At 58.6% G+C, this 17,565-nt stretch carries 19 protein-coding genes and 1 pseudogene; 9 read left to right on the forward strand and 11 right to left on the reverse strand.

Annotation, left to right across the window (positions count from 1 at the left end; genetic code table 11):
* The 6 genes from JCM12296_RS24095 to JCM12296_RS38860 all read left to right on the forward strand — a co-directional run.
* Positions 1 to 195: 4Fe-4S dicluster domain-containing protein (locus JCM12296_RS24095; RefSeq protein WP_172684069.1), on the forward strand; the 195-nt coding region annotated here is incomplete at its 5' end.
* 29 nt (positions 196 to 224) lie between these two features.
* The gene (locus JCM12296_RS24100) at positions 225 to 812 is read left to right on the forward strand and encodes a 4Fe-4S dicluster domain-containing protein (RefSeq protein WP_054698795.1); all 588 of its coding nucleotides are present in this window, start codon (positions 225 to 227) and stop codon (positions 810 to 812) included.
* Complete coding sequence (locus tag JCM12296_RS24105; RefSeq protein ID WP_054698797.1) at positions 809 to 1,678, forward strand: CoB--CoM heterodisulfide reductase iron-sulfur subunit B family protein; 870 nt, start codon at positions 809 to 811, stop codon at positions 1,676 to 1,678. The genes JCM12296_RS24100 and JCM12296_RS24105 overlap by 4 nt, the downstream gene beginning before the upstream one ends.
* Before the next feature lie 126 nt (positions 1,679 to 1,804).
* The gene (locus JCM12296_RS24110; RefSeq protein WP_054698799.1) at positions 1,805 to 4,123 is read left to right on the forward strand and encodes a PAS domain S-box protein; all 2,319 of its coding nucleotides are present in this window, start codon (positions 1,805 to 1,807) and stop codon (positions 4,121 to 4,123) included.
* A gap of 7 nt (positions 4,124 to 4,130) precedes the next feature.
* Complete coding sequence (locus JCM12296_RS38855; RefSeq protein ID WP_054698801.1) at positions 4,131 to 4,916, forward strand: response regulator; 786 nt, start codon at positions 4,131 to 4,133, stop codon at positions 4,914 to 4,916.
* The gene (locus JCM12296_RS38860; RefSeq protein WP_054698803.1) at positions 4,913 to 5,308 is read left to right on the forward strand and encodes a sensor histidine kinase; all 396 of its coding nucleotides are present in this window, start codon (positions 4,913 to 4,915) and stop codon (positions 5,306 to 5,308) included. The genes JCM12296_RS38855 and JCM12296_RS38860 overlap by 4 nt, the downstream gene beginning before the upstream one ends.
* A gap of 70 nt (positions 5,309 to 5,378) precedes the next feature.
* On the opposite strand, the gene JCM12296_RS24125 is transcribed toward JCM12296_RS38860, so the two are convergent.
* The 7 genes and pseudogenes from JCM12296_RS24125 to JCM12296_RS24150 all read right to left on the reverse strand — a co-directional run bounded on the left by JCM12296_RS24125 (position 5,379) and on the right by JCM12296_RS24150 (position 10,525).
* Positions 5,379 to 6,338: an ATP-binding protein gene (locus JCM12296_RS24125; RefSeq protein WP_054698805.1), complete on the reverse strand. Its 960-nt coding sequence runs from the start codon at positions 6,336 to 6,338 to the stop codon at positions 5,379 to 5,381.
* Positions 6,338 to 6,484: a hypothetical protein gene (locus JCM12296_RS38865; RefSeq protein WP_157067859.1), complete on the reverse strand. Its 147-nt coding sequence runs from the start codon at positions 6,482 to 6,484 to the stop codon at positions 6,338 to 6,340. The genes JCM12296_RS24125 and JCM12296_RS38865 overlap by 1 nt, the downstream gene beginning before the upstream one ends.
* Positions 6,457 to 6,891, reverse strand: a complete 435-nt coding sequence (locus JCM12296_RS24130; protein WP_054698807.1) for a nitrogen regulation protein NR(II) — start codon at positions 6,889 to 6,891, stop codon at positions 6,457 to 6,459. Before JCM12296_RS24130 ends, JCM12296_RS38865 begins: the two co-directional genes overlap by 28 nt.
* Entirely contained in the window at positions 6,852 to 8,528 is a 1,677-nt protein-coding gene (locus tag JCM12296_RS24135) for a PAS domain-containing protein (protein ID WP_054698808.1), read from the reverse strand. Before JCM12296_RS24135 ends, JCM12296_RS24130 begins: the two co-directional genes overlap by 40 nt.
* Entirely contained in the window at positions 8,500 to 8,937 is a 438-nt protein-coding gene (locus JCM12296_RS24140; RefSeq protein ID WP_054698810.1) for a response regulator, read from the reverse strand. The genes JCM12296_RS24135 and JCM12296_RS24140 overlap by 29 nt, the downstream gene beginning before the upstream one ends.
* Before the next feature lie 128 nt (positions 8,938 to 9,065).
* Positions 9,066 to 10,018 (reverse strand): annotated as a pseudogene (gene miaA, locus JCM12296_RS24145) (tRNA (adenosine(37)-N6)-dimethylallyltransferase MiaA).
* A gap of 39 nt (positions 10,019 to 10,057) precedes the next feature.
* A complete protein-coding gene (locus JCM12296_RS24150; RefSeq protein WP_054698812.1) occupies positions 10,058 to 10,525 on the reverse strand; it encodes a ferritin-like domain-containing protein in 468 nt (155 codons plus the stop codon).
* Positions 10,526 to 10,954: 429 nt separating this feature from the next.
* On the opposite strand from JCM12296_RS24150, the gene JCM12296_RS24155 reads away from it, so the two are divergent.
* Both JCM12296_RS24155 and JCM12296_RS24160 read left to right on the forward strand, forming a co-directional pair.
* Positions 10,955 to 11,947, forward strand: coding sequence for a glycine cleavage system protein H (locus JCM12296_RS24155; protein WP_054698814.1), 993 nt, complete (start codon positions 10,955 to 10,957; stop codon positions 11,945 to 11,947).
* Positions 11,948 to 11,951: 4 nt separating this feature from the next.
* Positions 11,952 to 12,860 carry a glycine cleavage system protein H gene (locus JCM12296_RS24160; RefSeq protein WP_054698815.1) on the forward strand — a complete coding sequence of 303 codons (909 nt, stop codon included), beginning with the start codon at positions 11,952 to 11,954 and terminating at the stop codon, positions 12,858 to 12,860.
* Between the two features lie 68 nt (positions 12,861 to 12,928).
* Here JCM12296_RS24160 and JCM12296_RS24165 read toward each other — a convergent pair whose 3' ends face one another.
* The 4 genes from JCM12296_RS24165 to JCM12296_RS24180 all read right to left on the reverse strand — a co-directional run bounded on the left by JCM12296_RS24165 (position 12,929) and on the right by JCM12296_RS24180 (position 16,820).
* Positions 12,929 to 13,510, reverse strand: a complete 582-nt coding sequence (locus JCM12296_RS24165; RefSeq protein WP_054698816.1) for an archaemetzincin — start codon at positions 13,508 to 13,510, stop codon at positions 12,929 to 12,931.
* On the reverse strand, positions 13,507 to 14,850 hold the full coding sequence (locus JCM12296_RS24170) for a sigma-54-dependent transcriptional regulator (RefSeq protein ID WP_054698820.1): 1,344 nt from the start codon (positions 14,848 to 14,850) through the stop codon (positions 13,507 to 13,509). Before JCM12296_RS24170 ends, JCM12296_RS24165 begins: the two co-directional genes overlap by 4 nt.
* Positions 14,851 to 14,903: 53 nt before the next feature.
* Positions 14,904 to 16,448: an ATP-binding protein gene (locus JCM12296_RS24175; RefSeq protein ID WP_054698817.1), complete on the reverse strand. Its 1,545-nt coding sequence runs from the start codon at positions 16,446 to 16,448 to the stop codon at positions 14,904 to 14,906.
* A 132-nt stretch (positions 16,449 to 16,580) separates the two neighbouring features.
* Entirely contained in the window at positions 16,581 to 16,820 is a 240-nt protein-coding gene (locus tag JCM12296_RS24180) for a hypothetical protein (protein WP_054698818.1), read from the reverse strand.
* Between the two features lie 112 nt (positions 16,821 to 16,932).
* On the opposite strand from JCM12296_RS24180, the gene JCM12296_RS38870 reads away from it, so the two are divergent.
* Positions 16,933 to 17,565 (forward strand): FAD-dependent oxidoreductase (locus JCM12296_RS38870; RefSeq protein WP_157067860.1); only part of this gene is annotated, 633 nt, incomplete at its 3' end.

Genomic DNA, 17,565 nt, shown 5'->3' on the forward strand with positions numbered 1-17,565 from the left:
CTGGCCTGCATCGACACCTGCGTCTACGGGGCGCGCTTTCTGGACGAGGCCGAGCAGAGGGTGCATGTGGACCCGAACCTGTGTCAGGGTTGCGGTGATTGCGCCACGGTCTGCCCCAACAGTGCCTCCATCGTCGGAGGGTTCTCTCCGCGCGGCTTGATGGGATCGATCGAGGCGGCCGTCGCGTCGGTTTAAACGATAACCAGAAGAAAGGATGCCTCCCCATGTCCGCACCTTCGACCGCCCCATCCGAAAACGCGGCCCTGGCCAACATCCAGTCCATGGTCCGCGCCTGCATCCAATGCGGCACCTGCACCGGCTCGTGCCCCAATGCCGATCAGATGGATCTTTCGCCGCGGCACATGTGGCGGCGGGTGATCCTGGGCCAATTGGAACGAATCATGGCCAGCCAGACCTTCATTCTCTGTTCGGACTGTTACACCTGCACCCTGCGTTGCCCTCGCGGCCTGCCCTTGACCGAAGCCATGGAAAGGCTCAAGGGCATCGCCTTCGCCCGCCAGGAAGCCGCCCATCGCCAGCCGCGGCTGTTCTACCTCCAATTTCTGGAAACCGTGCGCCGCCATGGCCGCATCCATGAGATGGACTTCATGCGGCGCTATTTTTCCGCCCTCAAAAGCCCCACCGTGCCCCTCTCTTTCGCCCCTTTGGGGTTGAAACTCATGGGCAAGGGCAAGGTCGAGCTGGGGTTCGGCAAAACCGCGGACACACCCCTCACGCCTCTTTTTGACCGGGTGGCGCAAATGGACCGGGCGACCATGCAAAACACCACCAGGGAGGAGCACTCAGCATGAATTATCTCTACTACCCGGGATGCAGTCTCACCGGCTCGGCCCGCGAGTACGATCTTGCCATCCGGTCGGTCATGGCCGCCGCCGGGGCCACACTGACCGAAATCGAGGACTGGACCTGCTGTGGCGCCAGTGCCGCCGCGCCCGTCAGCCACCTCCTGGCCCTCTCCCTGGGTGCCCGCAACCTCGCCCTGGCCGAGAAGATGACTGCCGAGGGAGAGATCCTGGTCCCCTGCAGTGCCTGCTACCTCAACCTGAAACGGGCCCACACGGCCCTAAACCAGCATGCCGAGGATCGCACCCGTATCAATGCGGCCCTTTCCGCCGTGGATCTGTCGGCCAGCGGTCGCGGCCGGGTGCGCCATCTGCTGGACGTGCTGGCCACCGACCTGGGATCGGACGACCTGGCCGGCCATATGCCCCGGTCATTGGCCGGCCTTGTCGTGGCCCCTTACTACGGTTGCCAGTGTTTGCGGCCGTTTGTCGAATTCGACGACCCGGAACGGCCGGTCAGCATGACCGCACTGATCCAAGCCACCGGCGCGGATGTCTTTGCCTGGGAGATGGGCGCGCGCTGCTGCGGAGCGTCCCTGGTGAGCACCCGGCCATCGGTGGGCTTGAAACGGGTGACGGCCATTCTGCGGGCCGCCCGGGGCGCAGACCTTATCGTGACCGTCTGCCCCATGTGCCAAATGAACCTGGATGCCTGGCAGGCCAGGGCCTCGCGCGCGGCCGGCGAGGATCTGTCCATCAGCGTGCTCTACCTGCCCCAACTGCTCGGGCTGGCCATGGGACTGTCCAAGGAGGCGTTGGGACTGAATTTGAATCTGGCGGTGATGGAACCATTTTTAGAAAAGATAGCCATGTAAATGTAGGTAGTGTAAAGTTTTAAGTGTTAAGTGATTAAGCGAGGGAATACTGCCTTTTTAAATCGGATTCAATCCGCTGCTTAACACTTAAAACTTTACACTTAACACTTCAATCAAAAGGGCTCCATGGTCCATATAATCCAAAACCTGCGCAACAGCCTGGCCGCCAAGCTGATCCTGGCCGTGGGCACCGTTTTGCTCATCACCATCGCCACCTGGGCCTTTTTCAATATCCGCTATCAGCAGGAGAAAATGATGAAGGGCATCGTGGCCGGCACGGATCGCCTCACCACCACGATCCGCCTGGGCACCCACTACGCCATGATGCTCAACTCCCGCGACGAGATCAACCAGATCATCAACAACATCAGCCGCCAACCGGAAATCAAGAACATCCGCATTTACAACAAAGCCGGCGAAATCAAATACTCCAACAACCCCAAGGAGGTCGACGAGACCACCAACATCAAGGCCGAGGCCTGCCATATCTGCCACCGTAGCGAGCCCCCCATGACGGCGGTCCCCCTGGATCAACGCACGCGCATCTTCCCCTCCCCGGCCGGCTATCGGCTGCTTGGCATCATCAGCCCCATCTGCAACGAGCCGGGCTGCAGTACCGGTGACTGTCATGTCCACCCCGAGGAGAAAAAAATTCTCGGTGCCCTGGATGTGGTCATCTCCCTGGAAAGCACCGACCGTGAGGTGCTGATGGAAGAGCGCGGCATCATCGGCCTGGCCGGCTTCGTCTTCCTGATCACCTCGGCCATGATCTTCATCTTCGTGCTGCGCTTCGTCAACCAACCCATCCGGCGGCTCATCGACGGTACGCGCCGGATCGCCCGCGGGGACTACACCAGCAAGGTCCGTCTGCCCCAGACCGACGAATTGGGACAGTTGGCCATGGCCGTCAACCAGATGTCCGACGAAATCGCCACGAGCCAGCAGGAGCTAAACAATCAGCGCGATGAATACCAGAACCTGTTCGAGCGGGTTCCCTGCCTGATCACCGTCCAGGATCAGGACTATCGCATGCTGCGCTTCAACCGGGAATTTTCCCGACGCTTCTCGCCCACGCCGGGCGATTTCTGCTTTCATGCCTACAAGGGACGCGATACGAAATGCACCGTCTGCCCGGTGGAAGCGACCTTCGCCGACGGTCTTTCCCACCAGGCGGAAGAGAGTGCGGTGGACGCGGACGGGTCCACCAAACACTGGCTGGTGCGCACTTCGCCCATCAAGGATGCCAACGGCCGGGTGATCGCCGCCATGGAAATCTCCCTGGACATCACCCAACGCCGGCAACTGGAAGTGGACCTGCAGAAGTCGGAGAAGAAGTACCATGCTATCTTCAACAACATCCCCAACCCGGTCTTCGTCCTGGATATCGCCAGCCTGCAGGTGATGGACTGCAACCACAGCGTCAGCGCCGTCTACGGGCTCGGCATGGAGGAAATCATCGGACGCTCCTTCATGACCCTTTTTCCTCCGGACGAGCGCGACCATTACGCCTTCAAGGTGGCGACCTGTTCGGTGATCAACCAGGCACGCCATCTCGATCGCGAAGGCAAGGTGATGTTCGTCAACATCCGTATCTCGCCTTCGGAATACTCCGGCCAAAAGGTCCTGTTGGTCACCACCAGCGACATCACCAAGCGCCTGGAGGCCGAACAGCAGCTGATTCAGGCCAGCAAGATGGCCACCCTGGGAGAGATGGCCACGGGCGTGGCCCATGAGCTCAACCAGCCCTTGTCGGTGATCAAGACGGTCAGCAGCTTCTGCATGCGCAAGCTGGACGCCGACGAGCCCATTGCCGGAGAAATGCTTGCCACCATGCTGGGCAAGGTGGACAACAACGTGGACCGCGCCACGCGGATTATCAATCACATGCGCCAGTTCGCCCGAAAATCGGATATGCAGATGGATCGGATCCAGCTCAACGAGGTGCTGAAAAGCGCCTTTGAAATCTTCAGCCAGCAGCTCAAGGTCCGCGGCATCCAAGTGGTATGGGAAATCTGCGAAACCCTGCCGCGCATCCATGGGGATGCCAGCCGCCTGGAGCAGGTCTTCATCAATCTTCTGCTCAACGCCCGCGATGCCATCGAATCCCGTTGGGGCGACACGCCGGTCGAGGTGGTCGAGGACGCCAAGGTGATCCGGTTGTGGACGGGCATGGCGGGCGCTCGGGTGACCTGTCGGGTCTGCGATACGGGGACCGGTATCCCCGACCCTGTGGTCGAGAAAATCTTCGAGCCGTTCTTCACCACCAAGGAGGTCGGCAAGGGAACGGGGTTGGGACTTTCCATCAGCTATGGTATTGTCAAGGAGTGCGGCGGCACCATCGAAGCCGTGCCCAACGCGCCCAATGGCACCTGCTTTATTCTGGGTTTTCCGGTCGCCGCTGAGGCTACCGAGGAAAACGGCGCCAACACCATTCTGGCGGAGTAGTGATCGCATGGATGAAATCACGCCCAAGACCATCCTGATCGTCGACGACGAAGCGGATATTCGTGAAGTCCTGGCCATTGCCCTGATGGACATGGGCTATCGCACCCTGGAAGCTGAAAACGCCCCTGCGGCATTCTCGCTGTTTTTGGAAGCCGCGCCTGAAATCGTGGTCACCGACATCAAAATGCCGGGAGGCGACGGCATCGAACTTTTACGCAAGATTAAGCGTGAAAATCCGGAGACAGAGGTGATCATGATCACCGGCCATGGCGACATGAACCTGGCCATCCGCAGCCTCAAACACGACGCCACCGATTTCATCACCAAACCCATTAATGTAGACGTGCTCGACATCGCCCTGAACCGGGCCATTGAGAAAATCACCATGCGCCGTGAGTTGCAGGCCTATACCCACAGCCTCGAGCAGTTGGTGCGGGAGAAAACCCAGCTCCAGGATCATCTGGCCAGCCTGGGCCTGATGGTCGGATCCATTTCCCACGGCATGAAGGGGCTGCTCACCAGCCTGGACGGGGGGCTGTATCTGGTGGCCTCGGGTCTTGAGAAGGAAAATCTGCAGCGCGCCCGGGAAGGTTGCCAGGCGGCCCGCGAAACCGCCCAGCGCATCCGCAAGATGGTCTTGGACATCCTCTACTACGCCAAGGAACGCCATCTGCAATGCCGGCCGGTGCCGATAGCGGACTTTGTTCGGACGCTGGCGGACCTGATCCGGCCCCGCGTGGACGGCTTCGGCATGACCCTGGCCGTTCAGGTGCGCCCGACAGCGGCAGCATGACCGTGGACGCCGATTATCTGCAAGCGGCCCTGATCAATATCCTGGACAATGCCGTGGATGCCTGTCTGAAGGAACCGCACGACCAGCCGCCCCGCATCGAGCTGACCACCGCCGTTCAAGCGGATACGGTGATGTTCAAGGTAAGCGACAATGGCGTCGGCATGGACCACGAGACCCGGGACAGGCTCTTTACCCTCTTTTATTCCACCAAGGAACGCAAGGGCACCGGTCTGGGCCTTTTCATCACCAAACGCATTGTCGAGCAGCATGGCGGCAGCATTACGGTGGAAAGTGCGCCGGGAAAAGGCAGCGTATTTACGGTGACCCTTCCGAAAGTACCGCCGGCGGCCACTGCTGGCGCCACCCCCGAACCCGAAACGCCTAAGGACTGACGGATTCGCAAGCCTTGATCCCGGGCTTTTTGCAAATCCGTCGAGAATGCGACTTCTCACGCGCGCGGCATCAATCCTCCGCCGCCGGCATCACCGCTCGAATCTTCTCCTGCAGCTGGTCCATGCGGAAAGGCTTGTTGATGTAACCGTCCACACTGACATCCCCCAGCTTCTCCCGCCCCTGAAGCTCGGTGAAGCCGCTGGTCACCAGCACCGGAAACGCGGCGCCCATGGCGCGCAGACGCTCCAGGGTTTCCCGGCCCCCCATGCGCGGCATGTTGATATCCAAAAGCCCCAGGACGATCCGGTCCCCATGGGCCTCGAAAACCTTCAACGCCTCAATGCCATCGATGGCCGTGATGACCTCGAACCCCAACAGGGCCAGCATTTGTGAACCCAGTTCCAAGACCAGGGGCTCGTCGTCCACCAGCAACGCGGTGCCGAGGTTCTTCCGGCCGGCCAGCGGTTCAACGACCGGCAGCGGGGATAATTTGGGAGCCGGTTGACGCGCCGGGAAATAGACCGTTACGGCCGTGCCCGTGTCCAGGCGGCTGTCAATGCGCACCCCACCGCGGTGGGCACGCATGATGCCCATCACGGCGGCCATGCCCATGCCCCGACCGGTGAATTTGGTGGTGAAAAAAGGATCGAAAACTTTTTCGAGGGTTTCCTGATCCATGCCCCGGCCATTGTCCGACACCCGCAGCCATGCGTAGCGCCCTTCGGGGAGCTGGTCGCCCGGGGCCAACCGCTCCAGTTGGGCGGCATCGCAATGCTGGTCCCCAACGCTCAGTTGAATCTCGAGCGGTTGGTCCCCGGAAGCCTCAACGGCGTTGGTCACCAGGTTGGTGATCACCTGGTAAACCTTGGCCGAGTCCGCATGGATCCACACCGGGCCGGCATCGGCAGCCAGGGTCAGGCTGGCACGATCGGCCACCGTGGACGTGAGCACATCCACGATTTTTGTCAAAGTGGCGTTCAGGTCCAAGGGTTCCGCACTGATTTTCGACTGCCCCACGTAAGTGAGCATCAGGCGCTCAACTCGGCCGCCTTGGTGGCGGATTTTTCGGCGGCGTCGATCCGGCGCAACTGTTCCGGGTTATCCTCCACCGCCAGGCGCAGCAACTCCAAGTTGCCCAGCACGACCATCAACAGATTGTTGAAGTTGTGGGCCACCCCCCGGCCAGGGTGCTGACGGCCTCCAGTTTGCGGGTACGTCGCAGGCGCTCGGAGATCTCCAGGCGCTCGTTCTCCAGGGACTTGATCCGCGAAATATCCATGGCGATCTGCAAACGCACCATGCGACCGTCCACCCAACGAATGGCCTGGTCATGGTTCAGGTACCAGCGATGCTTCACCGGAGACCACGCCTCCCAGGTCTGTACGCCCGTGGGTCGCCCCTGGTCATCCAGTAATTTGGCAGCCACGCAATTGTTGCAGACGTGGTCCGCATGGTGGAAAAATTCGAAGCAGCGCACACCGGAAGGGCAGTCCCCGTATTCTTCCCGCATGGCCCGGTTCATGAAGAGGATCTCGAAGGACCTCATGTCGGCCACGAGAATATGGGCGGCGATGCTGTCCAAAATGGTGGTGAAACGCGCATATGTCGATCGTCGCTCCTCCTCGGCCAGCTTCTGCTCGGTGATCTCACGGAGCTGCCCAGGACGGCCCGGGCACGCCCCTGGGCATCCCGGACGATGGCGCGTTTGTCGGTAAACCACAGGTACTTACCCTGCTTGTCGCGCAGCCGGTACCGGGAAGCGGATGCATCCGGGGGCACGTCGACGCGGCTCATCAGCCGGTCATTGTAGTCCAGAAAGGCCGGCAGATCGTCGGGATGCACCAGGGCCTGCAGGCGATTGAAATCCAGCGCATCGACTTCCTGGCGGGTTAGGCCCAAAAACGTCATCATCGCATTGCTGACATAATCGTAGGCGCCGCTCTGGATATCCCGCTTGAAGAGAATGTCACGCGAATGCTTGAGAACTTCCTCGAAGCGCTGCTGGCTTTCGCGAAGGGCTTTTTCCGCCTGATCACGGGCCTCGAAAACCGCATCCAGCCCGCCTTTGATCGAGGCGATGGCCTCGAACACCGGGCGGAACGGATGGGCGGCATCGATTTCCGCCGGGATCGGCATGCCTTGACGTTCCCAGTCGATGTTGCCAAGGAACTGCAGTAATTGCCGGACTTCCGGCACCGGCTGAACATCGACGGCTGGATCCTCGGTGAGGGGGGCGAACCCCAGGAAACGGTCCGCCAGCGAAAGGGCGGTCTCGAAATCGACCACCGTTCTTAGCCGAAAGGGTAGAAGCGGGCTGGCCAGCATGGCCGCGGTACGCCCGAACCAGTTGGTTTCGTAGAAAATATAGGCCGTTAAAGGATAGCGGGCATGCCATTTTTTGAGCGAATCGATGAATTGATGGCGGACCCTGCGGCGGGCACGCTGACCGTCGGCCATGGTGGTGATGATCACGGGAAACCCGCTTTCAAAGCCGAGCATGCGACGTACGCGCTCGCGCAACTGGCTTACGGGAGCCACGTGATGGCCGCGCATCGTCCCCGTTGATATGCCATGGTAAATCCGGCGATCGATGACCTCGATGGTCAGGGTGTAATCATCCAAGGCAAGCCGCCAACGGGGGCACCGCAGAACATGGTGGCCATTTTCAATGACCTCGGAAATATCCGCGTCCCATTGCCGCCGGGAACGGGCGTCCCCTTCCAAAACCGCCGTTTCGCCGCCGAGCAAGCCCATGGCGGCGGTGATGGCCGAACGGTAGTCTTTTTCGATATAGACTTTCCGTTTGACCAGAAGCAGGCGTCTGGCCAGATTGATCATGATGCGAAACCAGGGGCTGACGCCGAAGTAGACCACGCCCAGCATCTGATCCTGCTGATCCATGTAGCGCACGTAATGCGTTCTTGCCTCCCGGCTGATGCCGCGCATGCCGGAATAATCCGAGATGAGCACATAGCCGGCGGATAGGTCGATGCATGACCGGATTACCGCCTCGGTCATCTTGAGGGATTCGACAAGACCTTCCAATTGGGCATGGCCACAAGGCTGGTTAAACAGGATCCGATCACCGATCGCCCGCGTGGTGAACCAATACCCCTTGCCGAAGGGGCGCCGGGTCCAGTCAGGCCTTGAGGTAATGGGCAAACCCGTCTCCGGACACACCCCTATGGCGTCATCGGTTGGATCGATCGTCGTGGTCATCAACCCGATCTCCGCTGGGATCGTATCCCGATTGCGAATTCATCAATTCGATCATGGCGTCACGGAACACCATCAGATCCATCTGTGGTTTTAAAAAGACATGTTCCGGTAGGATCCCGATCCGGCAAAGGTCCTCTCCGAGTTTGTACTCCACGGAACCGGTATGGATGAGAAAACGCATCGTCGGCCGCAAGCGATGCGCCTGCATGATCAACGAATCACCGTCCAACCGGGGCAAACGGATATCCACAATGGCGATATCAAAAGGGAAGCACGCAATCAGGTCCAGGGCCTCCTCGGCGCTGTCAGCGCTGGAAACATTGAATTCGAAATCTTCGAGAAATTCGACGAGACTGTTGCGGATGGAGGGTTCGTCATCAACCACCAGCACGCGGATTTCGGATGACATGTGGACCATCCCCCTTCTTCGGATGAGCACGACGATTCGTTTCTGTTCGGCAACACACGCGGGTTACCCGAATTAACGGCCGGTCTGTCGCCACATAGACTATATTATCGCCCCATGGTAGCGTTACTTTATCGTCGGTCTGCCGTGACGATCCCGGACGATCCATCTGCCGGCGTGTCGCCCATCGTGGCCCCAAGGAAGCCTTGGATCCATTCACCGGCCTGTTGCCGCTGGCCGGGTTCCAACCAGCGAACCTGCGGGTCGGCACCAAACCAGGTCAGCTGGCGCTTGGCATAACGACGATGGTCGCGTTTCAGGGTCCGAACCGCTTCCACCAATGGCACCGCGTCCTCGACCACGGCGGTCAGATGCCGGTATCCAAGGCTCTGCATGGATTTCAGGGTTCTGGCATAACCGCTGGCCAGCAGCCGGCGCACCTCATCCATGAACCCTGGTCCATCATGACGTCCACACGTCGGTTGATGCGGTCATACAATATCGGCCGGGGCCAGGACAGGCCGATGGATAGCGCCCTGAATCGCGGTTTTCGGAAGCCGTGCCGCTGCTGGACGATGGAAGGCGGCTGACCGCTGACCGTATAGATTTCCATGGCCCGCACGAGGCGATAGGTGTCGTTGGGATGAATCCGCCGCGCCGTGACAGGATCGATCCCGGCCAACTGCCGGTACAAGGCGGCGTTGCCGTCTGCTGCCACCTGGGCCTTCAACCGCTGACGGACGGCCGAATCGGAGGGGCCGTCATCGAAAAGCCCATACATCAACGCCTTGATGTAAAAACCGGTTCCGCCGACGACAAACGCCGTGTGGCCGCGGGCAATGACCTGCCGGACCCGCTCAGCGGCCATAGCGGCATAGGCAGCGGCGTCGAAATCCGCGTCCGGGTCGACCACATCGATCATGTGATGGGGCACGACCGCCTGCTCCGCCGGCGTGGGTTTGGCGGTACCGATATCCATGCTGCGGTAGATCTGCATGGAATCGGCGCCAATGATCTCACCATCAAACTGTCTGGCCAGGTCGATGGCGAAACTGGTTTTTCCCGAAGCCGTGGGGCCGGCCACAATGACAATTTTAGACGTGGACAAATGGCCTACCCGCGATCAGTCGCCCATTTCGGCCATGTAGTCATCGTACATGGTCTCAAGGGCCAGCTTATGCTTGGCCTCTTCCTGGCAAAGCATTTTGAACAGTTTTTTGGCGCCATCATCCTCGGCTTTGGCCAACAGGTCGTTGTAAAGCCGAAGCGAGGCCTCTTCACGCTTCATGGCCAGCATCAATAACTCATTATAGGCCATGCCGGGGGTGTAGGCCATGGGTTCCACGTAATCGCTGCGCTTGATGTCCGCAATCCACTTGAACGCATAGTCATCCAATTTCGCGGCGACCCCGGTCGCCAGATAATCCTCGAGCATCTTCTGATGCTTGCGTTCTTCGGCAGCAAACTCGAGCAGCATCTCTTTTTTGCCGGCCATCTGTTCCGCGGTGCTGTTTTCTTCATAAAAACTGGCGGCTTCCCGTTCCTTCTCGATGGCAAAGGTGATAATCGCCTGCAAATTTTCAAAACCCATTGTGCCCTGTCCTTTCACTGGCAATTGATGATCAAGCGGCCGATCCACCCCAAGGGGGTTGCCCAAGATCTGCTGTCGGAAATTCCAACGGCAGCTGTAGGGAACCCCAACACCAATATAAACATCCGATAATAAACAATATTTTCAAAAATTCCGCTGCAATTGGAAGCACGATCAAGGCCCCCTTGTGGGATAATCCCCCAACGAATCGGCGAAATCCTGCCAAAACCACGGCCAAAATTACATTTCTACCATAAATTCAATAACTTTTAAAATTGGCACGTCGTTTGCTGAAATCGGAAATAAGATTAACACCCATGGGAACCGAGGTGTTGTCGGCAACAACCGGTCACTATCATACCCGGTTGATTTGAATCAAGCCACCCTTTGCCGATCCATTCATCTCATACCAGATAAAGGAGAATCCAAATGAATGAAAAAAGCAACCGGAGCCGGATCGGATACGGATCATCCTACCATCGCGGAGAAGGCCAGGAGATGAGCCGGCGTTCTGGCATCGGCTCCGTATTGGGGGGCCAGGTCTGGGTAATCCAACCGGACAAAAAGGAGCTTCCGGAAAATCCATGCCTGTGGATGCAGGCCGGTGCGGTCAAGTACAAAACCTGTAACAACGTTTACGACTGCAACCGCTGCAAATACGACCAGGCCATGCAAAAAAAGGTCGCCCGGGGCAAACAGATCAGCTGGCAGGATGCCATGCGTCGGCATCCGGCGCTGGCGCGCACCTGCCGGCATAGTCTCACCGGACGGATGGCCCAGCGATCTTGCGCCTACGATTTTCATTGTGAAAAGTGCGATTTCGATCAGTATTTCGAAGATGTCCTGGCCGCCAAAACGCGGCATGTGCCCACAACGATAACCAACGTCAAAGGCTTTGACGTTCCCCGGGACTATCATTTTCACAACGGCCACACCTGGGCCCGGATTGAAAGTGGCGGCAACCTTAGAATCGGTCTGGATGATTTCAGCCTGAAGGTCTTCGGACAGGCCGACGGTTTCGACCTGCCCCTGATGGGCAAGGAACTGAGCCACGATGAAATCGGCTGGGGCCTCAAGCGCAAGCACCACCTGGCCGATGTGCGCGCGCCCATCGATGGGGTGATCATGGAGGTCAACACCCGGGTGATGGAGAATCCGGGACTGGCCAATCGAGAGCCCTATGGCGACGGCTGGCTTTTTGTGGTGCGCACGCCAGACGTTCGGCAAGCCGCCAAGCGTCTGATGGATAACGACGCCAGTTTGAACTGGATCAACGACGAGGTCGCGGTCCTGGAAACGATGGTCGCCGAGGTGGCCGGACCGCTGGCCGCCGATGGTGGCACCTTCGGGCCGGATCTCTACGGCAACCTGCCCGGACTGGATTGGCATCGACTGGCCCGCACCTTCCTGAAAACGGGTTGAAATCATGAATCATCAGCCACAGCGACCACCGGCCGCACCCTGCATCTGGATGCAGGCCGGGGTCGTCAAAGCCAAAACCTGCAAGCGGGATTTCCACTGCGCCGGCTGCCGATTCGACAGGATCCTGCGAAAGCTGGCGCGGGAAAATCGGCAATCATCGACCCCTCCCACCGGAGGTCGGGCACGGATCGTCTACTGGGCCGACAAGCTCAAGGAATTACCGGCCCACCGTCGACCCTGCGTGCATTCCCTCAAGCGCCGCATCGCGTTTCGCCCCTGCACCAACGACTATCTGTGCGGCACCTGTGAATTCGACCAGTACTTTCAGGATCAGTTCCTGGTTCACGCGATGCTGAAACCGGTCGACATGCAGACGATCGACGGCTTCAGGATTCCCCAGGGCATCTATCTGCACCGCGGCCATGCCTGGATGGCAATGGCCCCTGATGGCCAGGTCCGCATCGGTTTGGACGATTTCGCCGCCCGGCTGCTGGGCACCATGGCGCGCATCGAACTGCCGCTCTTGGGCAAGACCCTGCAACAGGACCGTCCAGGAATCACCTTCCACCGCGGTGGACTCAAGGCCGGACTGTTATCACCGGTAAGTGGCGTGGTCACGGCGTCCAATCCCGAGGTGGGCCACCATCCGCAATCCCTCACCGATGATCCCTACGGCAGGGGTTGGCTGTTGATGGCGCAACCGACCAACCTGCGGGAGGCCTTGCGTCGGCTGAAGATAGGCGATGAAGAGGTTACCGCCTTCATTGAAGATGAAATCACCGGTCTGCACCAGGCCTTGGAACCCCATCTGGGGCCCCTGGCCGCGGACGGCGGGCAACTTTGCGATGACCTCTTGGGCCGGCTGCCCGAATCCGCCTGGGTGGCGGTGGCGCGGCAGATCCTCAAGAATTGACGGATTCGTAAAGCGCCCAATATCCGCATGCTTCCTTCAGTTTTCCTCATCAGGGGTGAAAGGATCTGTCAAACGGACGGCCGCAGGCACCTGGCGAATACCCATGCTTTCAGCCCGTCCCCGAACATGACGTTGCAATAGCGGCAAAGCCGGCCTTGCTTGTGGTCGACGTCACTGATACTGCGGCAGTAGTGCATCAGGCATTGGTTGTCCTTGCAGTGCCGCAGGTTAAAGGTATGCCCCAACTCGTGGGCGCTCTCCTTGACGATACGCGCCAGATACCGCCGTCTTTGGCAGGCGGCCGAAATCCCGTCATCCAGCCGACAGGTGGAAACGATGCAACTGATTCCGCCCAGCTGGGCCTCGCCGTAGACATGGGTGAGAATCGGGATAAACAAGTCGCGCGTTGTCAAGGCAAGCACCCTGAGGGTGTCCGGCGGCGCCTGTTCGGCCAGTTTCTCGAGGATTGCGGTGGAGTGGAATTGTCCGCGCCTGGCATCCCAGGCAAAATCGATATCATCGAAAAGCGTCTGGATCCGGCAGGGCAGGCCCAACCCACGAACCACCATTTTCTCGACCGCGCACAAAATGTCCGCATCGAATGAACCGATGGGCGAAAGGATGACGAACCGGCTGACGGTGGCATTCAAGAGGGGCCCTGCAGATCATAGCGCTTGATCTTGCTGTACAGGGTGGATCGGTCGATGCCCAGAATCCGGGCACTGTTGGAGATATTCCAGTCGTTGTCGACCAGCACCTGCCGAATATGATGCCTTTCAACGGATTTGAGCGTATGATCGGAAGGATGACCGTGCTCCGGAATGCAGGCAAGGGGCAAATCCTCGGGCATCACCTGGACGGTCTTACCCACCACAACCGCCCGCTCGATGGCGTTTTCCAGTTCGCGGATATTGCCGGGCCAGTCGTAAAGCATCATCTCGTCCATGGCCGGTCGTGATATTTTCTGCGTCGGCTTATTGATCTCCTGGCTGAAGCGTCGCAGAAAATGATCGCACAAGAGCGGGATATCCTCCTTGCGTTCGCGCAGGGCCGGCATGACCAGGGAGATCACGTTGAGGCGGTAAAAAAGATCTTCGCGAAACGTCCCTTGGGCAATGGCCGCCTTGAGATCGCTGTTGGTGGCGGCGACAACGCGAAAGTCCGCTTCCAGCGGCTGTGTTCCCCCCACCCGGTAAAACACGCGATCCTCCAGCACACGCAACAGGTCGATCTGCATGCGCATGCTGATTTCACCGATCTCATCCAGGAAAAGGGTGCCGCCGTCGGCCAATTCCAGACGCCCCTTCTTGGTTTCGCGCGCATCCGTGAAGGCACCTTTCTGGTGGCCGAACAATTCGCTCTCCATGAGATGCTCGGGAATGGCACCGCAGTTGACCGCCACGAAGGGCCCACGGCAACGGCGGCTGCAGGTATGGATGGCTTTGGCCGCCAGGCCCTTGCCGGTTCCGGTTTCACCGGTAATCAAGACGGTGGAATCGGTGGGCGCCACGTCGTTGATCAAATCGAAAACCGTCTGCATGGCCCGGGACTGGCCGATCATGCTCTCGAAGCGGGTCCGCTGTTCCACCTCGTCCCGCAGGTAAGCGGTCTCTTTTTCCTGCTCCTGGCGGGAGATGATCTTGTCGATCAACAAACCCAGCGCTTCCGGATCGAAGGGTTTGAGCAGATACTCGACGGCACCGCGTTTCATGGCTTCGATGGCCGTGGCGATGGAGCCATAGGCGGTGATCATCACCACCGCCGTATCCAGGCCGCGCGCGTTGACGATCTTGAGCAGATCGAGCCCGCTCATGCCCTCCATCTTGATATCCACCAGCAGGATGTCGAAATGTGCCGTGGTCAGTTTTTCAAGGGCCGCCTCGCCGCTCTCGGCGGTTACCACATCATGGCCATCGCGTTGCAACCACCCGGCCAGGGATTCTCGAATGATCAATTCGTCGTCCACCACCATGATCCGGGTTGCGCTCATTTTTCCTCCGCCTTCGATTTCGTGGTCGGTCGTCTGTCCCGTCGGCCGGCCGGTCATCCACCCACTTTTGTCACACTGGCGATATTTTCCACGGGCAGCGGCAACTGAATCGTGAATGTCGCGCCATGCCCCGGACGGGAATCGACCGTAATGCTGCCATTATGATTTTTGATAATCCCATAAACGACACTCAGTCCCAGTCCGACCCCCTTGCCTTTTGTCTTTGTCGTATAGAAAGGCTCAAACAGCTTGTCATGATACGCCGGGGCAATGCCGCCGCCCGTATCCCGGAATGAAACGAAAATTGCTTTTGCCCGAGGATCACACCAGCTTTTGATTGTCAGCACGCCGCCCCCCTTGCTTTCCATGGCCTCGGCAGCATTGGAGATCATGTTCATGAAGATCTGTTGCAACTGATCGGCCGAGCCGACCACCGCCGGAAGATCGGGGTCGAGGGCTGGGGCAACCTTGACGTTGTGGATTTTCAACAAATTTTCGTTGATCAAAAGGGTTTTTTCAATCAACTGATTGATATCCTGGGCGCCCAGTTCGATTTTGGATTGACGTGAAAATGTCAGCAGGTTGGAAATAATCCGGCTGACCCGCCGGGTTTCCGCCTCCATGAGGATCAGATAGCGTTCGAACAGGCCTGGATCACGGGCCCCGTTATCTTCCTTCATGATCCGCTTCATCAGCAGAATCAAATTTAAAATGCCGGCAATGGGGTTGTTGATTTCATGCACCACGGAGGCGGAAAGTTTGCCCAGGGAGGCCATCTTGTCCTGATGGAGCAGTTTGGCGTGGGTCTCCTGCAGTTGCCGGGTGCGCTCGTCCACCATCTTCTCCAGACGGCGGCGATTCTCCTCCTCCTGAAGCCTGCGTTCGGTAAAATCGTGGCTGATCTCGATCAGCCGCGACAGCTTACCGTTCTTCTCCCAGATCGGATGGATGGAGACCTCCATGTAGTGGACCTTCCCACCGGGCCCGGTACGCGTGCGAATGGTATCGGCGGGCAACTGGTTCTGAATCACGGACTTCAGCGGGCAACCCTTCTCTTCCAGGAAACAGGATTCATCGGTCTGGTGGTAGACTTCATAACACTTTTTCCCGATCACGTCCTTTTTCTCATACCCCATGTACTTGAGGAAGGCCTCGTTGGCATCGACGATTTCCTGTTCGGGGGTAAAAACCAGAATCAGATCCTGAATCCCGTTGAGGATGGTCTGAATCTCCTCGGAACGCTGCTGAAGCAGTCTTTCCCTTGACTTGAAGGCCCGCCAAAACAGGTCGAAGGCCGAGTAGGCGAGGACCCGCAGGCGCTCCGGCTTGCCGTCCAGAATCCGGTGCAGCAAATCGGGATCCGGGTCGAGAAGAATAAACAGGTCAACACCACTCTTGGGATCGTACAACGCGTGGTAATCGGAAACCACCTTCAACCCCCAACGGCGGGCCAAGCGGGCGCCGGGGGCATTTTCGTCCGCATCGGCCACGGCGACGATCCTGGAATGGACCTGATCCTGAAGAAAGGCCAGCGTCGTCATTTTCAGGACCTCTTCGCAGTAGCTGCCGCCACCGATCAGTGCGATATTGATGACCATGTTTTTTTCATCCGCCCTTTTTCATTATTTCTTCCCCTGGAGAAGATGAAAGTCGATCAGGAAATAAATTGTCAGAATATTTTAGATTATGGTAGCATGGGCGTGATTTGTCTATCAAGTCGATTTTAGTAGCTACAAAAAGGCGACAATAAAGCTGTAAAGAAGAACTTCCCCAGGGTCGATGTTGCGGCCCTGAAACGCTGGCGTTCGTCTGTGCCCGGCATTTCTTTTTCTTAACGTCGATGCCGGTAGCATCTGCAAAAGCATTTTTCCGCCCTTATTCCAGTCCCTTTTAAGGGCATATACGCAAAACGAGGCACTAAAAAAGCGATCCATACCGGCAAATCTTATTGACAAGCCATCTTTGGCCATATAGGTAATGTTCCCTTGGTTAAACAACCCTCCCTCTTATCTATTTCGTGGTTTGGTAAATCTATTAAGATCCACCATCAGGCGTTTAATGCGCGGTCAGGAGAGTAAAACAATGACAAAAAACGCGATTGGTTCCGTGTTGGTCGTCGGCGGGGGCATCGCCGGAATGCAGGCCGCCCTGGATTTGGCCGATTCCGGGTATTTGGTGCACGTTGCAGAGAAGTCTCCCGCCATCGGCGGGGTGATGAGCGAGTTGGACAAGACCTTTCCCACCAACGACTGTGCGATGTGAATTATCTCTCCCAAACTGGTCGAGTTCGGCCGGCATCTGAATATCAACCTGATCACCTGCGCTGAAGTCAAACAGATCCAGGGAGCCGAAGGTAATTTTACGGTTACCGTCGACAAAGGGCCCCGATATATCGACCCTGCCAAATGCACCTCCTGCGGCGATTGCGCCGCAGCCTGCCCGGTCTCCCTCCCCGACGAATACAATCAGGGCTTGAATCTCCGCAAGGCGACCTACAAACGCTATGCCCAAGCCATTCCCGGGGCATTTGCCATCCAGAAGGCCGACAAGGCGCCCTGCCGCCTGGCCTGTCCGGCGGGGATCAACGTGCAGGGCTACGTGCAGATGGTGGGCCAGGGCAAATATGCCGAGGCCCTGAAAATCATCATGGACGAGCTGCCCCTGCCCGGCGTGCTGGGCCGTATTTGCCCCCATGGCTGCGAGGACGCCTGCCGG

This window comes from Desulfosarcina cetonica JCM 12296 (assembly GCF_001311845.1).
GTDB lineage: Bacteria > Desulfobacterota > Desulfobacteria > Desulfobacterales > Desulfosarcinaceae > Desulfosarcina > Desulfosarcina cetonica.